16 protein-coding genes and 1 pseudogene are annotated in these 17,509 nt (G+C 68.0%); 6 read left to right on the forward strand and 11 right to left on the reverse strand.

Annotated elements, in window-relative coordinates; genetic code table 11:
- Positions 1 to 120: 120 nt before the first annotated feature.
- Positions 121 to 299: pseudogene (locus tag HWW87_RS09465) on the forward strand (phosphatidate cytidylyltransferase); the annotation flags it as partial.
- A gap of 44 nt (positions 300 to 343) precedes the next feature.
- On the opposite strand, the gene HWW87_RS09470 reads toward HWW87_RS09465, so the two are convergent.
- Positions 344 to 1,168 carry a topoisomerase IV gene (locus HWW87_RS09470; protein ID WP_175820075.1) on the reverse strand — a complete coding sequence of 275 codons (825 nt, stop codon included), beginning with the start codon at positions 1,166 to 1,168 and terminating at the stop codon, positions 344 to 346.
- Positions 1,169 to 1,219: 51 nt separating this feature from the next.
- Complete coding sequence (locus tag HWW87_RS09475; protein WP_244107164.1) at positions 1,220 to 1,975, reverse strand: hypothetical protein; 756 nt, start codon at positions 1,973 to 1,975, stop codon at positions 1,220 to 1,222.
- 218 nt (positions 1,976 to 2,193) lie between these two features.
- On the opposite strand from HWW87_RS09475, the gene HWW87_RS09480 reads away from it, so the two are divergent.
- Positions 2,194 to 3,015 carry a carbon-nitrogen hydrolase family protein gene (locus HWW87_RS09480; protein WP_175820076.1) on the forward strand — a complete coding sequence of 274 codons (822 nt, stop codon included), beginning with the start codon at positions 2,194 to 2,196 and terminating at the stop codon, positions 3,013 to 3,015.
- A gap of 32 nt (positions 3,016 to 3,047) precedes the next feature.
- Here the strand turns inward: HWW87_RS09480 and HWW87_RS09485 are convergent, their stop codons facing one another.
- From HWW87_RS09485 to HWW87_RS09495, 3 genes are read right to left on the reverse strand one after another with little or no spacing between them, the layout of a single operon-like run.
- Positions 3,048 to 3,359 (reverse strand): hypothetical protein, encoded by a 312-nt coding sequence (locus HWW87_RS09485; protein ID WP_175820077.1) that lies wholly within the window; start codon positions 3,357 to 3,359, stop codon positions 3,048 to 3,050.
- The gene (locus HWW87_RS09490) at positions 3,359 to 4,717 is read right to left on the reverse strand and encodes an acyclic terpene utilization AtuA family protein (RefSeq protein ID WP_175820078.1); all 1,359 of its coding nucleotides are present in this window, start codon (positions 4,715 to 4,717) and stop codon (positions 3,359 to 3,361) included. The genes HWW87_RS09485 and HWW87_RS09490 overlap by 1 nt, the downstream gene beginning before the upstream one ends.
- Positions 4,718 to 4,757: 40 nt before the next feature.
- Entirely contained in the window at positions 4,758 to 6,056 is a 1,299-nt protein-coding gene (locus tag HWW87_RS09495) for a citrate:proton symporter (protein WP_175820079.1), read from the reverse strand.
- A gap of 97 nt (positions 6,057 to 6,153) precedes the next feature.
- Here HWW87_RS09495 and HWW87_RS09500 point away from each other — a divergent pair, with 97 nt between their 5' ends.
- Positions 6,154 to 7,050: a LysR family transcriptional regulator gene (locus tag HWW87_RS09500; protein ID WP_175820080.1), complete on the forward strand. Its 897-nt coding sequence runs from the start codon at positions 6,154 to 6,156 to the stop codon at positions 7,048 to 7,050.
- Between the two features lie 32 nt (positions 7,051 to 7,082).
- Here HWW87_RS09500 and HWW87_RS09505 read toward each other — a convergent pair whose 3' ends face one another.
- The gene (locus HWW87_RS09505) at positions 7,083 to 7,667 is read right to left on the reverse strand and encodes a flavin reductase family protein (protein WP_006481567.1); all 585 of its coding nucleotides are present in this window, start codon (positions 7,665 to 7,667) and stop codon (positions 7,083 to 7,085) included.
- Positions 7,668 to 7,799: 132 nt separating this feature from the next.
- Positions 7,800 to 8,225 (reverse strand): VOC family protein, encoded by a 426-nt coding sequence (locus HWW87_RS09510; protein ID WP_006481570.1) that lies wholly within the window; start codon positions 8,223 to 8,225, stop codon positions 7,800 to 7,802.
- 112 nt (positions 8,226 to 8,337) lie between these two features.
- Here HWW87_RS09510 and HWW87_RS09515 point away from each other — a divergent pair, with 112 nt between their 5' ends.
- The gene (locus tag HWW87_RS09515; protein ID WP_175820081.1) at positions 8,338 to 9,228 is read left to right on the forward strand and encodes a LysR family transcriptional regulator; all 891 of its coding nucleotides are present in this window, start codon (positions 8,338 to 8,340) and stop codon (positions 9,226 to 9,228) included.
- A 15-nt stretch (positions 9,229 to 9,243) separates the two neighbouring features.
- On the opposite strand, the gene HWW87_RS09520 is transcribed toward HWW87_RS09515, so the two are convergent.
- From HWW87_RS09520 to HWW87_RS09535, 4 genes are all read right to left on the reverse strand, one after another.
- Positions 9,244 to 10,020 (reverse strand): hypothetical protein, encoded by a 777-nt coding sequence (locus tag HWW87_RS09520; protein ID WP_175820082.1) that lies wholly within the window; start codon positions 10,018 to 10,020, stop codon positions 9,244 to 9,246.
- 74 nt (positions 10,021 to 10,094) lie between these two features.
- Positions 10,095 to 12,656, reverse strand: a complete 2,562-nt coding sequence (locus tag HWW87_RS09525; RefSeq protein WP_175820083.1) for a TonB-dependent receptor — start codon at positions 12,654 to 12,656, stop codon at positions 10,095 to 10,097.
- Positions 12,657 to 12,710: 54 nt separating this feature from the next.
- Entirely contained in the window at positions 12,711 to 13,703 is a 993-nt protein-coding gene (locus HWW87_RS09530; RefSeq protein WP_175820084.1) for a FecR family protein, read from the reverse strand.
- A 3-nt stretch (positions 13,704 to 13,706) separates the two neighbouring features.
- A complete protein-coding gene (locus HWW87_RS09535) occupies positions 13,707 to 14,216 on the reverse strand; it encodes a sigma-70 family RNA polymerase sigma factor (protein ID WP_175820085.1) in 510 nt (169 codons plus the stop codon).
- A 483-nt stretch (positions 14,217 to 14,699) separates the two neighbouring features.
- Between HWW87_RS09535 and HWW87_RS09540 the strand changes: the two genes are divergently transcribed.
- Positions 14,700 to 15,860 (forward strand): porin, encoded by a 1,161-nt coding sequence (locus HWW87_RS09540; RefSeq protein WP_175820086.1) that lies wholly within the window; start codon positions 14,700 to 14,702, stop codon positions 15,858 to 15,860.
- Between the two features lie 405 nt (positions 15,861 to 16,265).
- Positions 16,266 to 17,495 (forward strand): transglycosylase SLT domain-containing protein, encoded by a 1,230-nt coding sequence (locus HWW87_RS09545; protein ID WP_175820087.1) that lies wholly within the window; start codon positions 16,266 to 16,268, stop codon positions 17,493 to 17,495.
- Positions 17,496 to 17,509: the final 14 nt, after the last annotated feature.

Consider the following 17,509-nt stretch of genomic DNA (forward strand, 5'->3'; position numbering starts at 1 on the left):
TGAATGCGAACCACAAATTTCGATTTTCAGTCTCGTCTGATTGACGTGTGCTGACGTACGACTTCGACAGCCGCCAGTCGAACGACAAGTCTCCGAGTACCACGCTAATTCGCCGTTTTAATCTCGCTCGCGATCGTGATCGCGGGCTTCGTTGGCGGGCTCGTGCTGTCGTCAAGCGCTCGCTCGGCACGAAGGACTGGGGCTCGATGATCGCCGGCCACGGCGGGATGCTCGATCGCGTCGATTCGATCTGCTTCGCCGCGCCGGTGTTTTTCCACCTGGTGCGCTACCTATATGTTGATGTGCGGGCGGCGCAACGCCGCCTGTCCCTGCACGCGAAGGATCAGTACCCGTCGCGCAGCGCCTTGGGCACGAGGTAGCGGCCGCGCGCGGCGTCGAACTTCACCGTGTAGCGTGCATGGATGGCCTTGTCGCCGCGCGTACCCGTTTCCGTGACCGTCAGCGGATAGACGTCGCCGGCGCCGGTCGTGTCCGGCACGATCTCGAAGCGGCGTTCCTCGCAGCGCGCGCGGGCGTGCGCGCATTCCGTCGACTCCGCATTGTCGAGCGCCTCGTCGATGCGCGCCGCCGCATGCACCAGCGCATTGCCGTACGGCAGCCAGATCGACCGGAAGCGTTGCGTATAGCCTTGCCGCGTGTCGCTTTCACCGATCACGAACCCGAACAGGTGCTGCCCGAACCGCTCGATGCGCACCGTGCCCGGTTCGCCGCGCTCGCCCGATGCGATCTCCGTTGTTTTCGCGACCGGCTCGAGCGTCCTGTCGTCCGGCGAAGGCTTCAGCACGTACAGGTCGATCGTGCCCGGCGTCGCGTCCGCATCCATGCCCGGCATCCCGTTCTGCACCGCCGCCTCGGTCTCGCCGCACATCGCGAGCAGCGTGCGCGGGCCGTCCGCGGTCGCCACGCGCAGCACGCCGCACGGCGAATAGATGGAATCGTCCCCTTCCGCCTGCCAGCCCTTGCGGTCCGCGCGCCAGTTGCCGTAGGTGTCGTGGATGAAGGTCTGCAGTGGCCGGTCGGGCCGGGGCGGCTCGGCGGCATGAACGGGCGACAGCGCGGCGAGCACCGTGAGTACCGTGAGCGCGCCAAGGGCAGCGCGCGAAGCCGTGAGCGGCTTGAGACGTCGGTTCCGGTTCTGGACAGTCATGATGAGATCAGGTCGGATTGATGTGTGGCAAATCGTTGCAGATTCGTCCAATCAGGGTTGCCGTGGCGCGATGCCCGTGCCGTCGGGCTTCAGCCGCGTGGAACGCACCCATCCTTCGGCGATGCCGCGCGTGCGCGGATTCAGGTAGACGACCGACGTGAAGCGGCCGTACTCGGTCCGCGCGTCGACGCGGTCATGCTCGACGATGAACAGCCCATCGATCCTGCATGCGTCGTCCGGTGCAGAAAAGAACGGCAGCCGCCCCTTGCCGGTGACGGCGCGCCCTGCGTCGCTGCCCATCACGTAATCGCCTTGCGCCTGCGCATGGCGGTTCAGCGCATCGCAATCGACGGCACTGTGTACCGGCGTCGCCGATACCACGCACGTCGACACGAAACGCGACAGCGCACGCCGGTCGATCTGCAGCACGTCCGGCCGATCGGAGTCGCGCGTGACATCGAGCGCCTGCATCGCCTGCGTATCGAGCGTCACCCAGCCGACCGTCGCTTCGCGATTCGGCGTGCCCGGATGGTCGGGCGTCGTGAACAGGCGGATGCGGTAGACGTCGCCGTTGCGCTCGTCCACGGCGGCACGGATGTCATGCCGATCCATCGCGGTCTGTCGCAGCGCAGGGACGATGAGTGCCGTCAGTTGCGCGTCACACGATGAAGCCGGCGCGGCGGCCGCCGATTGCACGGCAATCGCGCCGACACAAGCGAATGCGGCGCACATCGCGATTGCCGCACGCCGGCCACGATGGCCGGTCGCGCCATTCGCGCCGGCCGGCGTTACGATCTCGTTCTTCACTCCAGGCTCCGTTCGATACGCGCGGGAATCGGCCCGCGAGGCCGTAGCGTACACGCACGGCGCGGCGCCGCAAGCGTCGAGTGGCCTGCCGCAAGATCAATACCCCGAGGGGTTAACGCGTCGGCGGGATGGGAAATTGCCGGGTTCGGCGCATACTGGGCGCTCGCTCCAACCGCTCCGCCGCCTGCCGCGACGGGCCACTGCCATCGACACCGCCCATGAAACTGAAGCTCGACATCGTCCAGCTCGCCGGCCGCGACGGCGACACCCACACCAACCTGCAACGCACGCTCGAAGCGATCGCGGCCTGCGCGCCCGGCACCGACATCGTGATGTTTCCGGAAGCGCAGCTCACTGGCTTCCTCGATCCGTCGAATCTCGCCGAAGTCGCCGAGCCGCTCGACGGCCCGAGCGTCGGGGCGGTGATCGCGGCCGCCCGTGCACGCGACGTCGCGGTCGTGGTCGGGCTGATCGAGAACGATGGCGGCCGCTTCTACAACACCACCGTGTTCGTCACGCCGGACGGCATCGCGCTGCGCTATCGCAAGACGCACCTGTGGGTCAGCGAGCGCGACACCGTGCTGCCCGGCGACCGCTACGCGACGGTCGAATGGCGTGGCGTGCGGATCGGCCTGCTGATCTGCTACGACAGCGAATTCCCGGAAAGCGGCCGTGCGCTTGCCGCGCTCGGCGCGCAACTGATCCTCGTGACCGACGGCAACATGGAGCCGTACCGCAACGTCCACCGCACGTCGGTGTCGGCGCGCGCGATGGAGAACCAGGTGTTCGCGGCGGTCGCCAACCGCGTCGGCACCGGCAGCCACGACGTCGTGTTCGCCGGCGGCAGCCTCGCGGTCGATCCGTTCGGCAACCTGATCGTCGAAGCCGGCAACACCGAATCGCGTCATACGGTCGAACTCGATTTCGACCAGCTCGCCGCATCGCGCGCGGTCTACGACTATCGGCAGGATCAGCGCCTGCACGTCGCCGGCAAGCGCATCGAGCATGCGGACGGGCGTCGCGAACTGCTGATTCCGTGAACGCCCGGCCCGTCCCGGCCGCGACGCCTCCGTCACACCGGGTCGGGCACCTCGATCGCCAGCAACGCCGAACTGACCGACTTGCCATGCGCATCCAGCGCGAGCGAGCGCGTCACCCCGCCGCCGAGCGCATCGCGCAGCACGAAGTTGAACGCGCCGAGCGCCGGCAATTCGTAGCGCACGACGTCGCCGTGCACGATGCCCGCGAGCCATGTCTTCACAGCCTCCGCATCCAGATGCATGCGCAGGTGGTCGTAATGACGCGGATCGCGGCAGATGACCGACACGTTCAGCGTATTGCCCTTGTCGCCGGTGCGCGAATGCGCGAGTTCACGCAGTTGCATCAGGCCTCCACGAATGAAAACGACGGCGTCACGGCCGCGCGCGGCAACAGCACCGACTGTACGGCGATCACCTCGCGCGTCGACTTGAACGCACCGCCGCCGCCGGCCGGCCCGTTCGTATAGAGCGTCTCGACTTCATTGCCGATCCGCGCGGCTTCGGCAGCGTTCGTCGCGCGGCCGGCCACCCGCACGCGCACCTCGGCCGGCTCGCCGCGCGCGGCCGGCGTCGCGTCGCCATACAGCGCATCGACGCCGATCAGGTCGAAGCGCAGTTCGCTCGCCGCGACGCCGGTCAGCGGGAGCCGCTCGCGAACGATGTCGAGCGCCAGACGCGCACGCGCGAGCGCGCCCGGGCCGCCGTACGAGATCTGGCCTTCGCCGATCCAGCCGTCGACATATGCGACCGACACCTTCAGCGTATCGGGCCGCGCGGCGCCGCGCCCGCCCGTCACGCGCACGCGATCGATCGCCTCCTCGGCGACCGCCACGCGCGTGAAATCGGCCACGACGTCGGGCTGCAGATACCGCGCCGGGTCGTGAATCTCGTAAAGCAGCTGTTCCTTGCAGGTCGCCGCGCTCACGCGCCCGCCCGCATGCGGCACCTTCGTGATCACGACCGAGCCGTCGGCCTCGACCTCGCCGATCGGAAAGCCGAGCCGCGCCAGATTCGGCACGTCCTTGTAGCCGGGATCGGCGAAATAGCCGCCCGTCACCTGCCCCGCGCATTCGAGCAGATGGCCGACGACGGTCGCAGCCCCAAGCGTGTCCCAGTCGTCCATCCGCCAGCCGAACGCATGGATCAGCGGCGCGGCGAACAGCGACGGATCGGCAACGCGCCCGGTCAGCACGACGTCCGCGCCGGCCGCGAGCGCATCGACGATCGGCGCGGCGCCGAGATACGCGTTCGCGGACACGATGCGCTCGCGATACGCGGCGACTTCGTCGCCGGATTCCTCGAAACGGAACGCGCCACGCAGCACGACGTCGAGCACGTCGTCGCCTTCGACCGCCGCGACTTTCAGCCCCGCGATGCCGAGCGACTGCGCGATCTGCGCGGTACGCCGTGCGGCCGCGCGCGGGTTCGCCGCGCCCATGTTCGACACGATGCGCACGCGCTTCGCAGCCGCGACCGGCAGCACCGCGTGCATCCGCGCGTCGAGCAGCGGATCGTAGCCAAGCGCCGGATCCTTGCGGCGCGCCTGCTGCGCGATCGCGATCGTGCGCTCGGCCAGGCATTCGAAGACCAGGTAATCGAGTTGCCCGTGTTCGGCCAGTTCGACCGCGGGCTCGATCCGGTCGCCCGAGTAGCCGGCGCCCGCGCCGATGCGCACGCGCCGTTCAGGTTGCTTTGCTGTCATGTCCGTACCGTCGTCCGGCGGAGTGCGCCGCCGGGAAGAATCAAAAGATGCCGAGCACGACGCAGGCGATCGTCATCACGATCGACGCGCCGAACAGCAGCGGAAACGTGAATTTCTGATGCTCGGCCAACTCGATCCCGCACAGGCCGACGACGAGGAACGTCGCCGGCGTGAGCGGGCTGACCGGAAAACCCGTCGTCATCTGGCCGAGCAGCGCCGCCTGCCCGACCTGCACGGCCGGCACGCCGAGCTGGCCGGCCACCTCCGCGATCACGGGCAGCACGCCGAAGTAAAACGAATCGGGATCGAACAGCATGCTGAGCGGCATCGACGCGAGGCCGAGCACGACCGGGATGTGGCCGGCCATCGACGGCGGCACGAAGCCGACCGCCGCCTGCGCCATCGCCTTCAGCATGCCGCTGCCCTGCATGATCCCGGTGAACACGCCGGCCGCGAGCAGGATGCCGGCCATCATCAGCGCGGCACGCGCATGCGCGTCGACGCGCTTTCGCTGCATGTCGACGTCGGGGTAATTCACCATCAGCGCGATGCACAGCCCGACCATGAACATGATCGCGGGCGGAATCTTCTCGCCCATCACGACCATCGTGCCGAGCACGACGAGCGTCAGCACCAGGTTGAACCAGAACAGGTGCGGCCGGCGCAGCGCCTGCTCGTCGGGCGTCAGCTCGCGTTTGGGCAACGGAACCGACGCATCGTCGCGCGACAGGCCGAGCCGCTTCTCCTCGCGCCGCCCGAGCCAGTACGCGACGCCGAACACGAACACGAGCCCGATCGCCTGCACCGGAATCAACGGATTGAACAGCGCCGACACCGGCAGATGCAGCGACGCCGACGCGCGGATCATCGGCCCGGTCCACGGCAGGAAGTTGATGCCCGCGGCCATCGACACCGCGGCGGCGAGCACGCGCCGGTCCATCTTCAGCCGGTCGTACAGCGGCAGCACGGCCGGAATCGTCACGAGAAAGCACACGGCGCCCGAGCCGTCGAGGTGGATCAGCAGCGCGAGCAGCGTCGTGCCCATCACGATGCGCGTCGGCCGCGTGCCGACCGCGCGCAGGATCCGGTCGATGATCGGGTCGAGCGTGCCGGCGTCGGTGATCGTCCCGAAGTACAGGATCGCGAACACGAACATCCCGACCACGGGCGCGAGCCCCTTCAGCCCGTCGATGACGAACTTGCTGGTGTGCAGCCCGAAGCCGCCGATCAGCGACGCGGCGATCGGCACGATGATCAGCGCGACGAGCGGCGACATCCGCTTCGACAGAATCGCGGCCAGCAGCACGACGATCGTGCCAAGCCCGAGTAACGGCAGCATCCGTGTCTCCTACCTTGTCTTTTGTTGGAGACGAGCGTAAGGTCGGCGCAGCGATAGCACAATTGAAATGATTTGATCGCAGCAATCACGAATCGTTATGGATCTGAATCTTCGCGACATTCGCGCGTTCGTCACCGTCGCGCACGCCGGCAACTTCACGCGCGCGGCCGCACGGCTGCACCTGTCGCAGCCGGCGCTGACCGTGCAGATCCGCCGGCTCGAGGAAATCGTCGGCGCGCGCCTGTTCGACCGCAACAGCCGCAGCGTCGCGCTCACGCAAACCGGGCGTGAGTTGCTGCCGCTGTTGCAGCGCTCGCTCGACGATATGGAACGCGTGCTGCGCGATGCGCGTGCGCTCGGCGAAGGCACGAGCGGCACGGTGCGGCTCGCGTGCCTGCCGACCTTCGCGTCGAGCGTGCTGCCGGAGCTGATCCAGTCGTTCCGGCGCGACGTGCCGCGCGCGGGCTTCGAGATCCGCGACGGGGTCGCGAGCCTCGTCACCGCGCTCGTGCGCAACGAGGAAGCCGATCTCGGGCTGACCGGCGGCGATACGTTCGATGCGTCGCTGGAGGTGCTGTACGCAGGCGCCGACCGGCTCGTCGCCGTGTGCCCGAAGGATCATCCGCTCGCGCGCAAGCGCCGCGTCAGCACCGCCGACGTCGCCGGCGTGCCGCTCGTGCTCACCGCGCAGGGCACGAGCGTGCGCAGCGTCGTCGATGCCGCGCTGGAAGCGGCCGGCTGCACGCCCGACATCGCGTGCGAGCCGACCTACATGATGACGGCCGTCGCGATGGTGCGCGGCGGCCTCGGCGTGACGATCCTGCCCGCGACCGCGCGCGAGGTGCGCGCCGAGCCCGACCTCGTCGCGAAGCCGATCGACGATCCCGCGTTCGTGCGGCCGATCGCGCTCGTCACGAAGCGCGGGCGCACGCTGCCGCGTGTCGCGCAGGCGTTCGCCGACATCATGCTGGCGGAATTGAAAAAGCGCGCATGAAGCGCGCCTGATTCGGAAAGTTCGTCCGGCGCTTACTGTGCGTCCGGATCGACGTGCAGCGATTCGCCGATCGCATAGAAATTGCCGCCCGCGATGTAGTGCAGGCTGCGCAGCGCGGGATCGGCCGATTCGAAATACCAGTGACCGTCGCGGAACACGCGCGTGTCGGACCACGCAGCGACCACCTCGCCGATGAACAGGTCGTAGGTCTGCTGGTTGTGCGGCTCGGGAATCAACCTGCACGCGAGCCAGCCCGAGCAGCCGGCGACGAACGGCAGGTCGTGGCCGTCGACGTCGAACAGCGTGACGCCCGCTTCGCGCAGCTTGTCGGGCCGTTCCGCAAGGCTGTGGCTGCCGACCGCATGCGTGAGCTGCAGTTGCGCAGCCGTCGGCACCTGGATCACGAACGTGCCGCTGCGCTCGACGAGTTCGCGCGTCTTCGCGGATTTGTCTAGCACGACGGTCAGCTTCGGCGGCAGGAAATCCAGCGCGCACGCCCAGGCGGCGGCCATCACGTTGTCGACGCCGTCGTGGCGCGCCGACACGAGCACGGTCGGGCCGTGGTTGAGGAGACGGTAGGCCTTGTTCAGCGCCACCGGAGCGATGTGACTGTCCATACGGGTTCCTTGGAGAACGGCGCGCACGCACGGATGCCGTGCGGCGCGGCGCCGGCCGTCGCACCTGCGCGCGGCCGGGCCGGAGACCGCATTCTCGCACCCAATTTCAATCGGCGCTGGCGCCGCTGCCGGTCACTTCGCGAACAGCTGGCCGATGTCGCGGAACGCCTTGAATTCGAGCGCATTGCCGCACGGATCGAACAGGAACATCGTCGCCTGTTCGCCGACCTGCCCCTGGAACCGCACATACGGCTCGATCACGAACGTCACGCCGAACCCGCGCAGCCGCTCGGCCAGCGCTTCCCAGCTCGCCCAGTCGAGCACGATCCCGAAATGCGGCACCGGCACGTCGTGACCGTCGACCGCATTCGTATGCGCGCCTTCCTGCGATGCGGTTTTCGGATGCTCGTGGATCACGAGCTGATGCCCGTAAAAGTTGAAGTCGACCCACTGCGCACTCGAGCGCCCTTCCTCCAGCCCGAACACGCGGCCGTAGAAATCGCGCGCGGCCGGCAGGTCGTAGACCGGAATCGCCAGGTGAAACGGGGAAAGACTCATGATGGCCTCGTGAAGAAACGCTCGCGTGACGCGAGGACGGCATCATGGTAGACAAGGCCGAGCAAAAATTAAATCAATATATAGTTTTGCGATTCACAAACGGAATTGATCAATGATCCGCGAACTGAAAACCCTCGTCGCCGTCGCCCGGGAAGGCACCTTCGCCGCGGCCGGCAACCGTATCGGGCTCACGCAGGCGGCCGTCAGCGCGCAGATGCAGCGTCTCGAAGCCGAGCTTGGCTTCGCGCTGTTCGATCGGCAGGGTCGATCGGCGCGGCTCAACGAGCGGGGCCATCACGTGCTCGACCAGGCGCAGGCGCTGATCGGCCTGTATGAGAACCTGAGCTCCACCGCGCCCGGCACGCCGGCCGCCGTGCGCGTGACGATCGGCGCGATCGCGTCGGTGCAGAGCGCGCTGTTGCCGGCCGCACTGGCCGATTTCCATCGCCTGCACCCCGCGTGCCGGACGCGCGTGATACCCGGGCTGTCGATCGAGCTGGTCAACCGGGTCGACGCGGGCGAGATCGACATGGCCGCGATCATCCGGCCACCGTTTGCGCTGCAGAGCGACCTGCACTGGACGACGCTCGCGCAGGAACCGTTCCGGCTGATCGTGCCGCGCGGCGTGAAAGGCAAGGACTGGGCCGACCTGCTCGCGAACGCGCCGTTCGTGCGCTACGACCGCGCGTCGTTCGGCGGCCGCCAGGTCGACCGCTTTCTGCGCAAGATGCATATCACGGTGCGCGACACCTGCGAACTCGACGAACTCGACGCGATCGTCAAGCTGGTCGAGAACGGGGTCGGCGTCGCGATCGTGCCGCAAACCGCCGTGTATCGCCGCTGGCCGGCCGGCGTGCGCGCGATCGACCTCGGGCATCACACGTTTCACCGCGACATCGGGCTCGTGCATCGTGCGCGACGCACGATGTCGGAACCCGCGCAAACGCTGGCGCAACTGATCGAAGCAGCGTCGCGGCGGCGCGCGCCGCCGCAGGCCGCGTGATCGACGCGTGGCGGCTCAGCGTCGTCCCGCCGCCCAGTCCACCGCCGCATCGAACAGCGCAACACCGGCCGGCGACAGGTTCGTGAACGTGTCGTTGTCGAGGAAGAACATCACGCGGCGCGCCGGCGCGAGCGTTTCGTAGTCCATCGTCGCACCCTTCTCGTATGCAAAGATCGCGGCCTTGTCGGGTTGACCGTACACGGTCGCGATCGTGATCGCGCCGAGCCCCGGCTTGCCCCAGCTCATCGGCGCCTGCTTGCCGTACGCGTTCGTCGCGCCGGCCGGCAGCCCGGCCGCGATCGGATGCGGCGCATTGACGAGCCACAGGTAGCGCTCCTTGCCCGTTTCGCCGAAGTCGACGTCGTGCCGCTTGCCCGTCATCGCGAGATCGTCGAGCAGGTCGTTTTCCCATGTCACGAGCGGCTTGTCGAGCGTGCGCCAGCCGGGCCGCACGTTCTTCGACGATACCGTCGACGAGATCACCACCAGGTCGGCATCGCGCGCCGCATCGGGCGTGGCCGACTCGTCGATCAGGCGCACCGCGTAGCCGCGTTCGCCGAGATGCTGGCCGATGCGTTCGTCGACCTTCAGGTTCGGACCGTGCAGCTGCACGAGCATCGCGACGCGCGTGACGGGCTGCGCCGCAACGACGACATCGGCCGCGAACGCGGGGGCGCTGGCTGACAGGCCCGCGCACAATGCGAACGCCGCGCCGGCAAGCGAGCGCAACGCGCGACGCCGCGTGCCGACGGCCACGGCGCGCGCGGCGCCGGTCTTCATGTTCCGGTTCATCAGGTTCTTCTCCGAAGCCGCACGCCGTCATGTGCGACGCGCGGCGATTTGCGTGAATGAAGTGGGTTGCGCACTCAGAACTGCAGCGTGGTCAGCAGCGACACCTGCCGCGCGTCGCCGACCGCGACGAAATAGCGGTTCGCGCTCGACGGGTAGTACGTGCGGTTGAACAGGTTCTTGACGTTGAGCTGGAACGACAGCTTCTGCTTGCCGATCCGCGTGTCGTAGGTCGCGAACGCGTCGGCGAGCACGTACGACGGCAGCGTGAAGCTGTTCGCCGAATCGCCGGGCCGTGCACCCACGTAACGCGCGGCCGCGCCGATGCGCAGGTCGTCGCCGCCCGCCACCGTGCCGAAGTCGTAGACGGCCGCGAGCGACGCGGTGTGACGCGCGACGTTCCACAGCTGGTTGCCCGCGTACAACGGATCCTCGGTCGTTTTCGCGTCGATGTACGCGTAGCTCGCGATCACGTTCACGCGTTCGCCGATCTTGCCGGACACGTCGAGCTCGACGCCGCGCGAGCGCGCCTTGCCCGACGTGCGCCAGTCGGTCAGCTTCGTCGCGTCGTTGTACTGCGACACGAGCACGTTCTTCTTGTCGATGTTGAACAGCGCGAGCGTGCCGGTCACCCCGCCCGGCAGGTCGAGCTTGCCGCCCACTTCCCATGCGGTCGCTTCCTCGGGCGGCGTCGCGCCGTCGATCACGTAACCCGTCATCGGTGCGATCGACGACGACGGCTTCAGCGACTGCGAATAGCTGCCGTACAGCGAGAACGCATCGGTCCACTTGTAGACGACGCCCGCGCGCGGCAGCCACTTCGAGCCGCTGAGATCGGTGTTCGCGGTAAACGGCCGGCCGCGCCCCGCGACCTGGTTGTAGGTGATGTAGCGGATGCCGCCCGACACGATCCACTTGTCGGTCAGGTGAACCGTATCCTGGAAGAACGCGGATGCATCGTGCAGCGTGTCGGTCTGGTCGCTGTCGCTCGCGGACACCGTGCTCGACGGCGGCAGCAGCCCGTACACCGGATCGACATAGCTGAACGGCGTCTTCACGGCCTGGCGCAGCATGTCCTTGCGGTAGATGCGGCGGTATTCGGTATCGAAGCCGACCTGCACGTCGTGCCGCATCCCCGCGAGAGACAGCTTGCCGGTCACGTAGCCGATCCCGTAGCTGTCGGTGCTGAGCGACCCGTGCGTCGCATCGTTGCTGCGCGTCATCGTGCCCTTCACCGGATCGACGCCGGTCGTGCGCAACTGGTTCGCGTCGTAGGTCTCGCGGTTGTAGCTGTAGCCGAAATGCGCGCTCCAGTCCGCGTTGAACTGGTGATCGACACTCAGTTGCGCGAGATGCGATTCGCCGTCCATGTTGTTGAACGGCTCGTCGATGCGCCGCCGTGCGGGAATGTCGAGCGGCGCATTGGTGCGCGGATCGAGCGCGGTGCCTCGATCGAACGGCGCATGGAACTTGCGGTACTGGTACGACACCGCGACCTGCGTATCGCGGCCGTACCACGCGAGCGACGGCGCGACGAAGGTCTGCCGGTACTCGCCGAAGTTGCGCCAGTACTGCTCGTTCGACTGGTCGACGATCAGCCGGTACGCGAGCCGCGAATCGCCGACCGGCCCGGTCGAGTCGAAGGTCGCGCTGCCGCCGTTCTTGCCGTGCCCGAACGTCGAGGCGCCGAGCGAGATCGCGTGGTAGCGCGCGAGCTGCGGCTGCTTGCTGACGACGTTGACGACGCCGCCCGGGTCCATCAGCCCGTACAGCAGCGACGTCGGCCCCTTCAGCACCTCGACGCTGTCGGTCGCCGCGTTGAACGCGCGGCCCTGCACGAGCGGCATGCCGTTCTGCATGATCGAGCCGTCGCGGTTGCCGCCGAAGCCGCGCTTCATGATCGTGTCCTGCGTACCCGCGAGCGTGTTGCCCTGCGTGATGCCGCTCACGTTGCCGAGCGCGTCGTCGAGATTGCGCGGCCGCTGGTCGCGCAGCACCTGCGCGGGCACGACGTTGACGGCCTGCGCGGTGTCGAGCAGCGGAATGTCGGATCGCATCACGCCGGCTTCCTTCGGCGCGCGATAGCTTTCGGCGCGCAATGCGCCGGACCGCACGTTGATCGTCGGCAACTCGGCGGCCGGCGCGGCGCCGGCCGCCACGGGCGCGGCCGCCGAACCGTCGGCGCGCATCAGCGTGTAGCCGCCGCCCGGCTGGCGCAGCGCGACGAGCCCCGTGCCGGCCAGCAGGCGGTCGAACCCGCCGTCGACGTCGAACCGGCCATGCACGCCGCCGCTCGTCAGGCCGGCCGTCAGCTCGGCCGGGAACGCGAGCAGGATGCCCGCGTCGCGGCCGAACCGGTTCAGCGTTGCTTCGAGCGGGCCGGCCGGAATGTCGAACGCACGACGCGACGCGCGCTGCGCGGCGGGCGCCGCATCGGCGTCGGTGTCGGCCAGCGCGGGCAACGGCAGCAATGCCGACAGCAGGACGGCGCCGGCCAGCCGGCGGGCAAGACGGCTCGGCGCAGCCGGGCGCGACGCGCGCGGCTGGTGACGGGCGGGCGCCGGACGGCGCCGATACGTGAGACGGATGGAAGCCATGATCGGGGAGTCGGTGGACGATGGGCTGCTTTCATGACCCATGTCACGCGAACATCGAGAAACAGCTCAGGTCGGCGGAAAAAATTTTCGGGGCACTCACGAATGGGCCGAACGGGCCGGCACGACGGTCGCCCAGTAACGCGTCAGGTAGTGGACGTCGATCGGCAGCGTCGCCGTCAGCGTATCGAGCACGCGCGCGGGATCGTCGAGCGGATAGGTGCCCGACACGCGCAGCTCGGCCACGGCCAGATCGCAGCGCAGGCTGCCGGGCCGATAGCGGTCGAGCTCGGCGACGAGATCGGCCAGCCGCATGCGCGACGCGACGAGCATGCCGTTCGTCCACGCGGACGCATACGGATCGAGCGGCACCGGCGTCCCGATCGCATCGCGCGAGAAATCCGCGCCCTCTCCGGCCGCGATCACGCGCGTGCCGGCCGACGCATCGACCGGCTGCACCTGAACGGCGCCGGCGAACACCTCGACGCGCGTCGCACCATCGCGCTGCCGCACCGCGAAGCGCGTGCCGAGCGGGCGCAGCTCGCCCTGCGCGGTCGCGACCACGAGCGGCCGCGCGGGCACACGATCGTCGTGACCGCTGGTGACCATGATCGTGCCGCGCAGCAGGCGCAGGCGCCGCGCCGCGTCGTCGAAGCGCACGTCGAGCGCCGTATCGGTATCGAGCACGACAACCGTGCGATCGGCGAGCATCACCGTGCGCCGCTGGCCGACCGCCGTGCGCAGGTCGGCCGGCCAGATCGCCGCGCGCCGTGCGGGCTCGGCCATCCATGCGGCACCGCCCGCGAACAGCAGCACGGCCAGCGCCTTCCCGGCCGCGCGGCGGCCTGCCCGCTTCGGCAGCAGCGCCGCCTGCGCGGCCTGCGCGTCGAGCCCGGCCGCCAGCCGGCCGAACCGGCCCTGCATCGCTTCGATGTGACGCCACGCCGCGTCGTGCGCCGGATCCTCCGCGCGCCAGCGTGCGAGCGCGGCGACGAACGCGTCGTCCGTGCGGCCGGACTGCCGGTCGACCCACCATTCGACCGCGCGACGTGCGACGTGCGGCGGCACCGCCGGCGCTCCCGGGGCGGCCATCGGTCAGGCCGCCATCGCGAAGAAACACTGCGTGCCGGCCTTCACGAGATAGCGCTTCACCGTCGCGAGCGACACGCCGAGTTCACGCGCGATCTCGGCCTGCGTGAGCCCGTCGAGCTGCGCGAGCAGGAACGCGCGCTTCGCCGCGAGCGGCAGGCCGTCGAGCAGCCGGTCGATCTCGAGCAGCGTCTCGACGACGACGGCCCGCTCTTCCGGAGACGCCGCAACCGCTTCGGGGCGCTGCGCGAGCACGTCGAGATACGCGCGCTCGATCTGCTCGCGCCGCCAGTGGTTGCTCAGCACACGCTGCGCGACCGTCGTCAGGAACGCGCGCGGCTCGTCGGCGCCGATCGGCTCGTCGCGTGCGAGCAGGCGCATGAACGTGTCGTGCGCCAGGTCGGCCGCGCGGTGCGCGCAACCGAGCTTCCGGCTCAGCCAGCCGCGCAGCCACGCATGGTGGCCGGCATAGAGGGCGTCGATTTCTCGATGGAGGGACAGCTTGTCAGCGGACATGGCCGGGTTCCGGGGTGCGCGAGCATCAACAATTCTGTAAATGAGAATGATTATTATATACAAAAGTAAGCTGGCGGCCCGGGTTTCGGTGCGCGGGCGACGACGTAGCGAACGGAGGGCGACGTCGCGATGCCGTCCGCCGGACGCGATCCGCACGCGTTTATCACATCCGTTCCAGGCCGGCCAATACGATTCGTTAAATAATGATTTGACGGATCGATAACAATATTGAGATTGCGGTAATTCGCCCGAAAATCACGCGGAATTATCACGGCACGCGCAAAATGCAATGAAAAATCGGTGGAATAACAACCCATTGATACGCGGCTATCAATAATGCGAATCCCTCAACGGTGAATTTCCAGGAACATCCCCGTCAACATCAGGCCACAACGAAGAATTTCATTTTTGCCGTTTCAGTGCGGCTCTGTAGTCTCCTGCCATTCCGGATCACGAACCCACACCCATGCGCAAGGAGATGACATGAAACGCAAGACCCTCTCGCTGATTTCGCTCGCGTCGTTCGCGGCGATGCCCGTCGCGCATGCGCAGTCGAGCGTCACGCTGTATGGCGTGATCGACACGTCGATCACCTATGTGAACCATGCACAAGGCAAGGACAACGCGTGGATGCTCGGCAACAGCAGCGCGGGCAACCTGGCCGGCAGCCGCTGGGGCGTGAAAGGCACCGAGGATCTCGGCGGCGGGCTGAAGGCGCTGTTCCAGCTGGAGAACGGCTTCGACCCGAGCAACGGCCGGCAGGGCCAGGGTGGCCGCCTGTTCGGCCGGCAGGCCTTCGTCGGCCTGACGAGCGACCGCTACGGCACGCTGACGTTCGGCCGCCAGTACGATCCGCTCGTCGATCTAGTGCAGGGCATCACCGCCGACAACTATCTGGGCAGCGCGTTCGCGACGCCGGGCGACGTCGACAACTACGACAACAGCTTCCGCGTCGACAACGCGGTGAAGTACACGTCGGCCGTCTATGCGGGCCTGCAGTTCGCGGCGATGTATTCGTTCGGCGGCATTGCCGGCAGCACCGGCGCCGCGCAGTCGTACTCGGCCGCCGTGTCGTACAACAACGGGCCGTTCAGCGTCGCGGGCGGCTACTTCCACGCGACCAACAGCCCCGCGTCGAACGGCGTGCGCAACGGCTGGACCAGCTCGTCGGACGGCACGTTCGACGGCCCGATCAACAGCGGCTATGCCAGCGCGCACTCGTTCGGCATCGCCCGCATCGCGGGCCAGTACGTCGCCGGATCGTTCACGTTCGGCCTCGGCTACAGCAACGCGCAGTATCGCCGCGACGCAAGCTCGGTGTTCGGCTCGAACGAGCACTACAACACGGGGCAAGGTTTCGTGAACTACCAGGCGACGAATGCGCTGCTCGTCGGCGTCGGCTACAGCTACACGCGCTCGGGCGGCGACACGTCGGCGACCTATCACCAGGTATCGGCCGGCGCCGACTACAACCTGTCGAAGCGCACCGACGTCTACCTGACCGCCGCGTACCAGCACGCCAGCGGCCAGACCGGCGACGGCAACGGCGGCTCGATGGCCGCGCAGGCCTCGATCGGTTCGTACGGTTACGCGGGCACGAGCTCGCAGACGATGGTCAACCTCGGGCTGCGTCACCGCTTCTGACGGCGAGACTCGAGACGGCCGGCTGCGCGCGGCGTGGCCGGTCGGCTTCGCATTGCGCAGACGGCGGCTTCGGCCGCCGATTTTTTTTGTCGCTTTCTTTCGCCCCGCCAACGGCCGCCGGGCGATTTTTTCTCTCGCCCGCTTCATCGCCGGTTTCATCGCGCGGCTGACGCAATACGTCAAGTTCCCCTCGCCGCCATTGCATTCGCATTCGCGCAAATGCCGGCCATTTTTACCGATCAGGCATTGCTGGAGGCCGTGATCCGGCGCGATAAAAATGCGCGGCAAACGCGCGGGCAAATGCAAAGGAAAGTTTGACGCGAGCCATTTGCCCGCCCGCTATGGCACACTTCGCGTCTGCGTAATTTCCTTGCACCGGGCGGTCGGATTCCGCCCTATCCTGCCATGCCGCGTCATACCACTCGCCCGCTCAGCCGCGTCACGCTGACAATCGCCTCGACGATCGCGCTCTCATGCGCGCTCTGCGGCGTCGCGCGGGCCGATTGCCTGGACGACGCGGCCGCGTTCCAGCACGTGAGCGTCAGCCTGATGCGCGGCATCGCGCAGGTCGAATCGGGGATGAATCCGAACGCCGTCAACACGAATACCAACGGCACGGTCGACATCGGGCTGATGCAGATCAACAGCACGTGGCTGCCGACGCTCGCGCGCGAAGGCATCACGCGGGAAAGCCTGTTCGATGCGTGCACGAACGCGTATGTCGGCGCGTGGATCCTGTCGCAGAACATCCGCCAGCTCGGCCCCAACTGGAACGCGATCGGCGCGTACAACTCCGCCTCACCCGACAAGCGCCTCGCGTATGCGCGCAAGGTCTATGATGCAATCCGGACCATGCCGGATTCGCCGGATACTCCCATGCCTATCCTTCCACCGTCCTTCACGCCGCCGCAACAGGCCCAGGCGTACAACCCGTTCGCAAGCCTGAGCGTCTCCGCTCCCCAGGGAGTCACGCGCCCGCGCACGATTTCGCCGGCCCCGCCGCCTCCGCCGCCCCAGGGTGGCCCCGCCGGCCCGGCCGGCTCGTACAACTTCGGATGGACGGTCACGGGTGCGGATCAGGCGAAGCCGATCCAGGTATTCGACGACGGCGCGCGGGTCTACGTGCAGTTCAGCGACATGAAGCACGTGCCGGCGATCTTCACCGAGACGTCGGCCGGGCGCGTGCTGATGTCGTGGGAGCTGCAGTTTCCGTATGCCGTCGTGACGCGTCCCGCGCAAACGTTGATCTTCCAGCTCGGGCCGTTCGAAGCGCGCGCGCAGCGCAGTGCAGCGGCCGCGGGCATGACCGCGCAGGCGGGGACGGCGGGGACGGCGACGGCCGGGGCATCGGCATCGAAGAAGTCGGCCGGGACAGGCGCGAATGCGGCGACGAACACGGCGGCCAATACGGCCGCGAAACGCACGGCGTCGGCCGACGCGCTGTGGTACGTGAATACGCCGTCGACGTCGGGAACGGCGGCGGCCTCGCCTTCGACCGCGAATATTCCCGCCACGCTGCCGACGGCCATCACGTCGAACACGCCGCCGCCCGCGCCGGCTCAAGCTCAAGCACCGGCTGCGGCCGCCCAGCCGTCGCGCGCCAGCGCGGACGCGCTGTGGTACATCTCGAAGTGACGCGCGTCCGATCG

Source organism: Burkholderia sp. BCC0419, assembly GCF_902830285.1.
Classification (GTDB): Bacteria; Pseudomonadota; Gammaproteobacteria; order Burkholderiales; family Burkholderiaceae; genus Burkholderia.

Coding starts and splice junctions, on each gene's coding strand:
- HWW87_RS09530 (WP_175820084.1), bottom strand. CDS start 13,703: ATGGCCGCCCCGGGAGCGCCGGCGGTGCCGCCGCACGTCGCACGTCGC.
- HWW87_RS09505 (WP_006481567.1), bottom strand. CDS start 7,667: ATGGACAGTCACATCGCTCCGGTGGCGCTGAACAAGGCCTACCGTCTC.
- HWW87_RS09515 (WP_175820081.1), top strand. CDS start 8,338: ATGATCCGCGAACTGAAAACCCTCGTCGCCGTCGCCCGGGAAGGCACC.
- HWW87_RS09480 (WP_175820076.1), top strand. CDS start 2,194: ATGAAACTGAAGCTCGACATCGTCCAGCTCGCCGGCCGCGACGGCGAC.
- HWW87_RS09490 (WP_175820078.1), bottom strand. CDS start 4,717: ATGACAGCAAAGCAACCTGAACGGCGCGTGCGCATCGGCGCGGGCGCC.
- HWW87_RS09485 (WP_175820077.1), bottom strand. CDS start 3,359: ATGCAACTGCGTGAACTCGCGCATTCGCGCACCGGCGACAAGGGCAAT.
- HWW87_RS09510 (WP_006481570.1), bottom strand. CDS start 8,225: ATGAGTCTTTCCCCGTTTCACCTGGCGATTCCGGTCTACGACCTGCCG.
- HWW87_RS09495 (WP_175820079.1), bottom strand. CDS start 6,056: ATGCTGCCGTTACTCGGGCTTGGCACGATCGTCGTGCTGCTGGCCGCG.
- HWW87_RS09520 (WP_175820082.1), bottom strand. CDS start 10,020: ATGAACCGGAACATGAAGACCGGCGCCGCGCGCGCCGTGGCCGTCGGC.
- HWW87_RS09535 (WP_175820085.1), bottom strand. CDS start 14,216: ATGTCCGCTGACAAGCTGTCCCTCCATCGAGAAATCGACGCCCTCTAT.
- HWW87_RS09545 (WP_175820087.1), top strand. CDS start 16,266: ATGCCGCGTCATACCACTCGCCCGCTCAGCCGCGTCACGCTGACAATC.
- HWW87_RS09500 (WP_175820080.1), top strand. CDS start 6,154: ATGGATCTGAATCTTCGCGACATTCGCGCGTTCGTCACCGTCGCGCAC.
- HWW87_RS09525 (WP_175820083.1), bottom strand. CDS start 12,656: ATGGGTCATGAAAGCAGCCCATCGTCCACCGACTCCCCGATCATGGCT.
- HWW87_RS09470 (WP_175820075.1), bottom strand. CDS start 1,168: ATGACTGTCCAGAACCGGAACCGACGTCTCAAGCCGCTCACGGCTTCG.
- HWW87_RS09540 (WP_175820086.1), top strand. CDS start 14,700: ATGAAACGCAAGACCCTCTCGCTGATTTCGCTCGCGTCGTTCGCGGCG.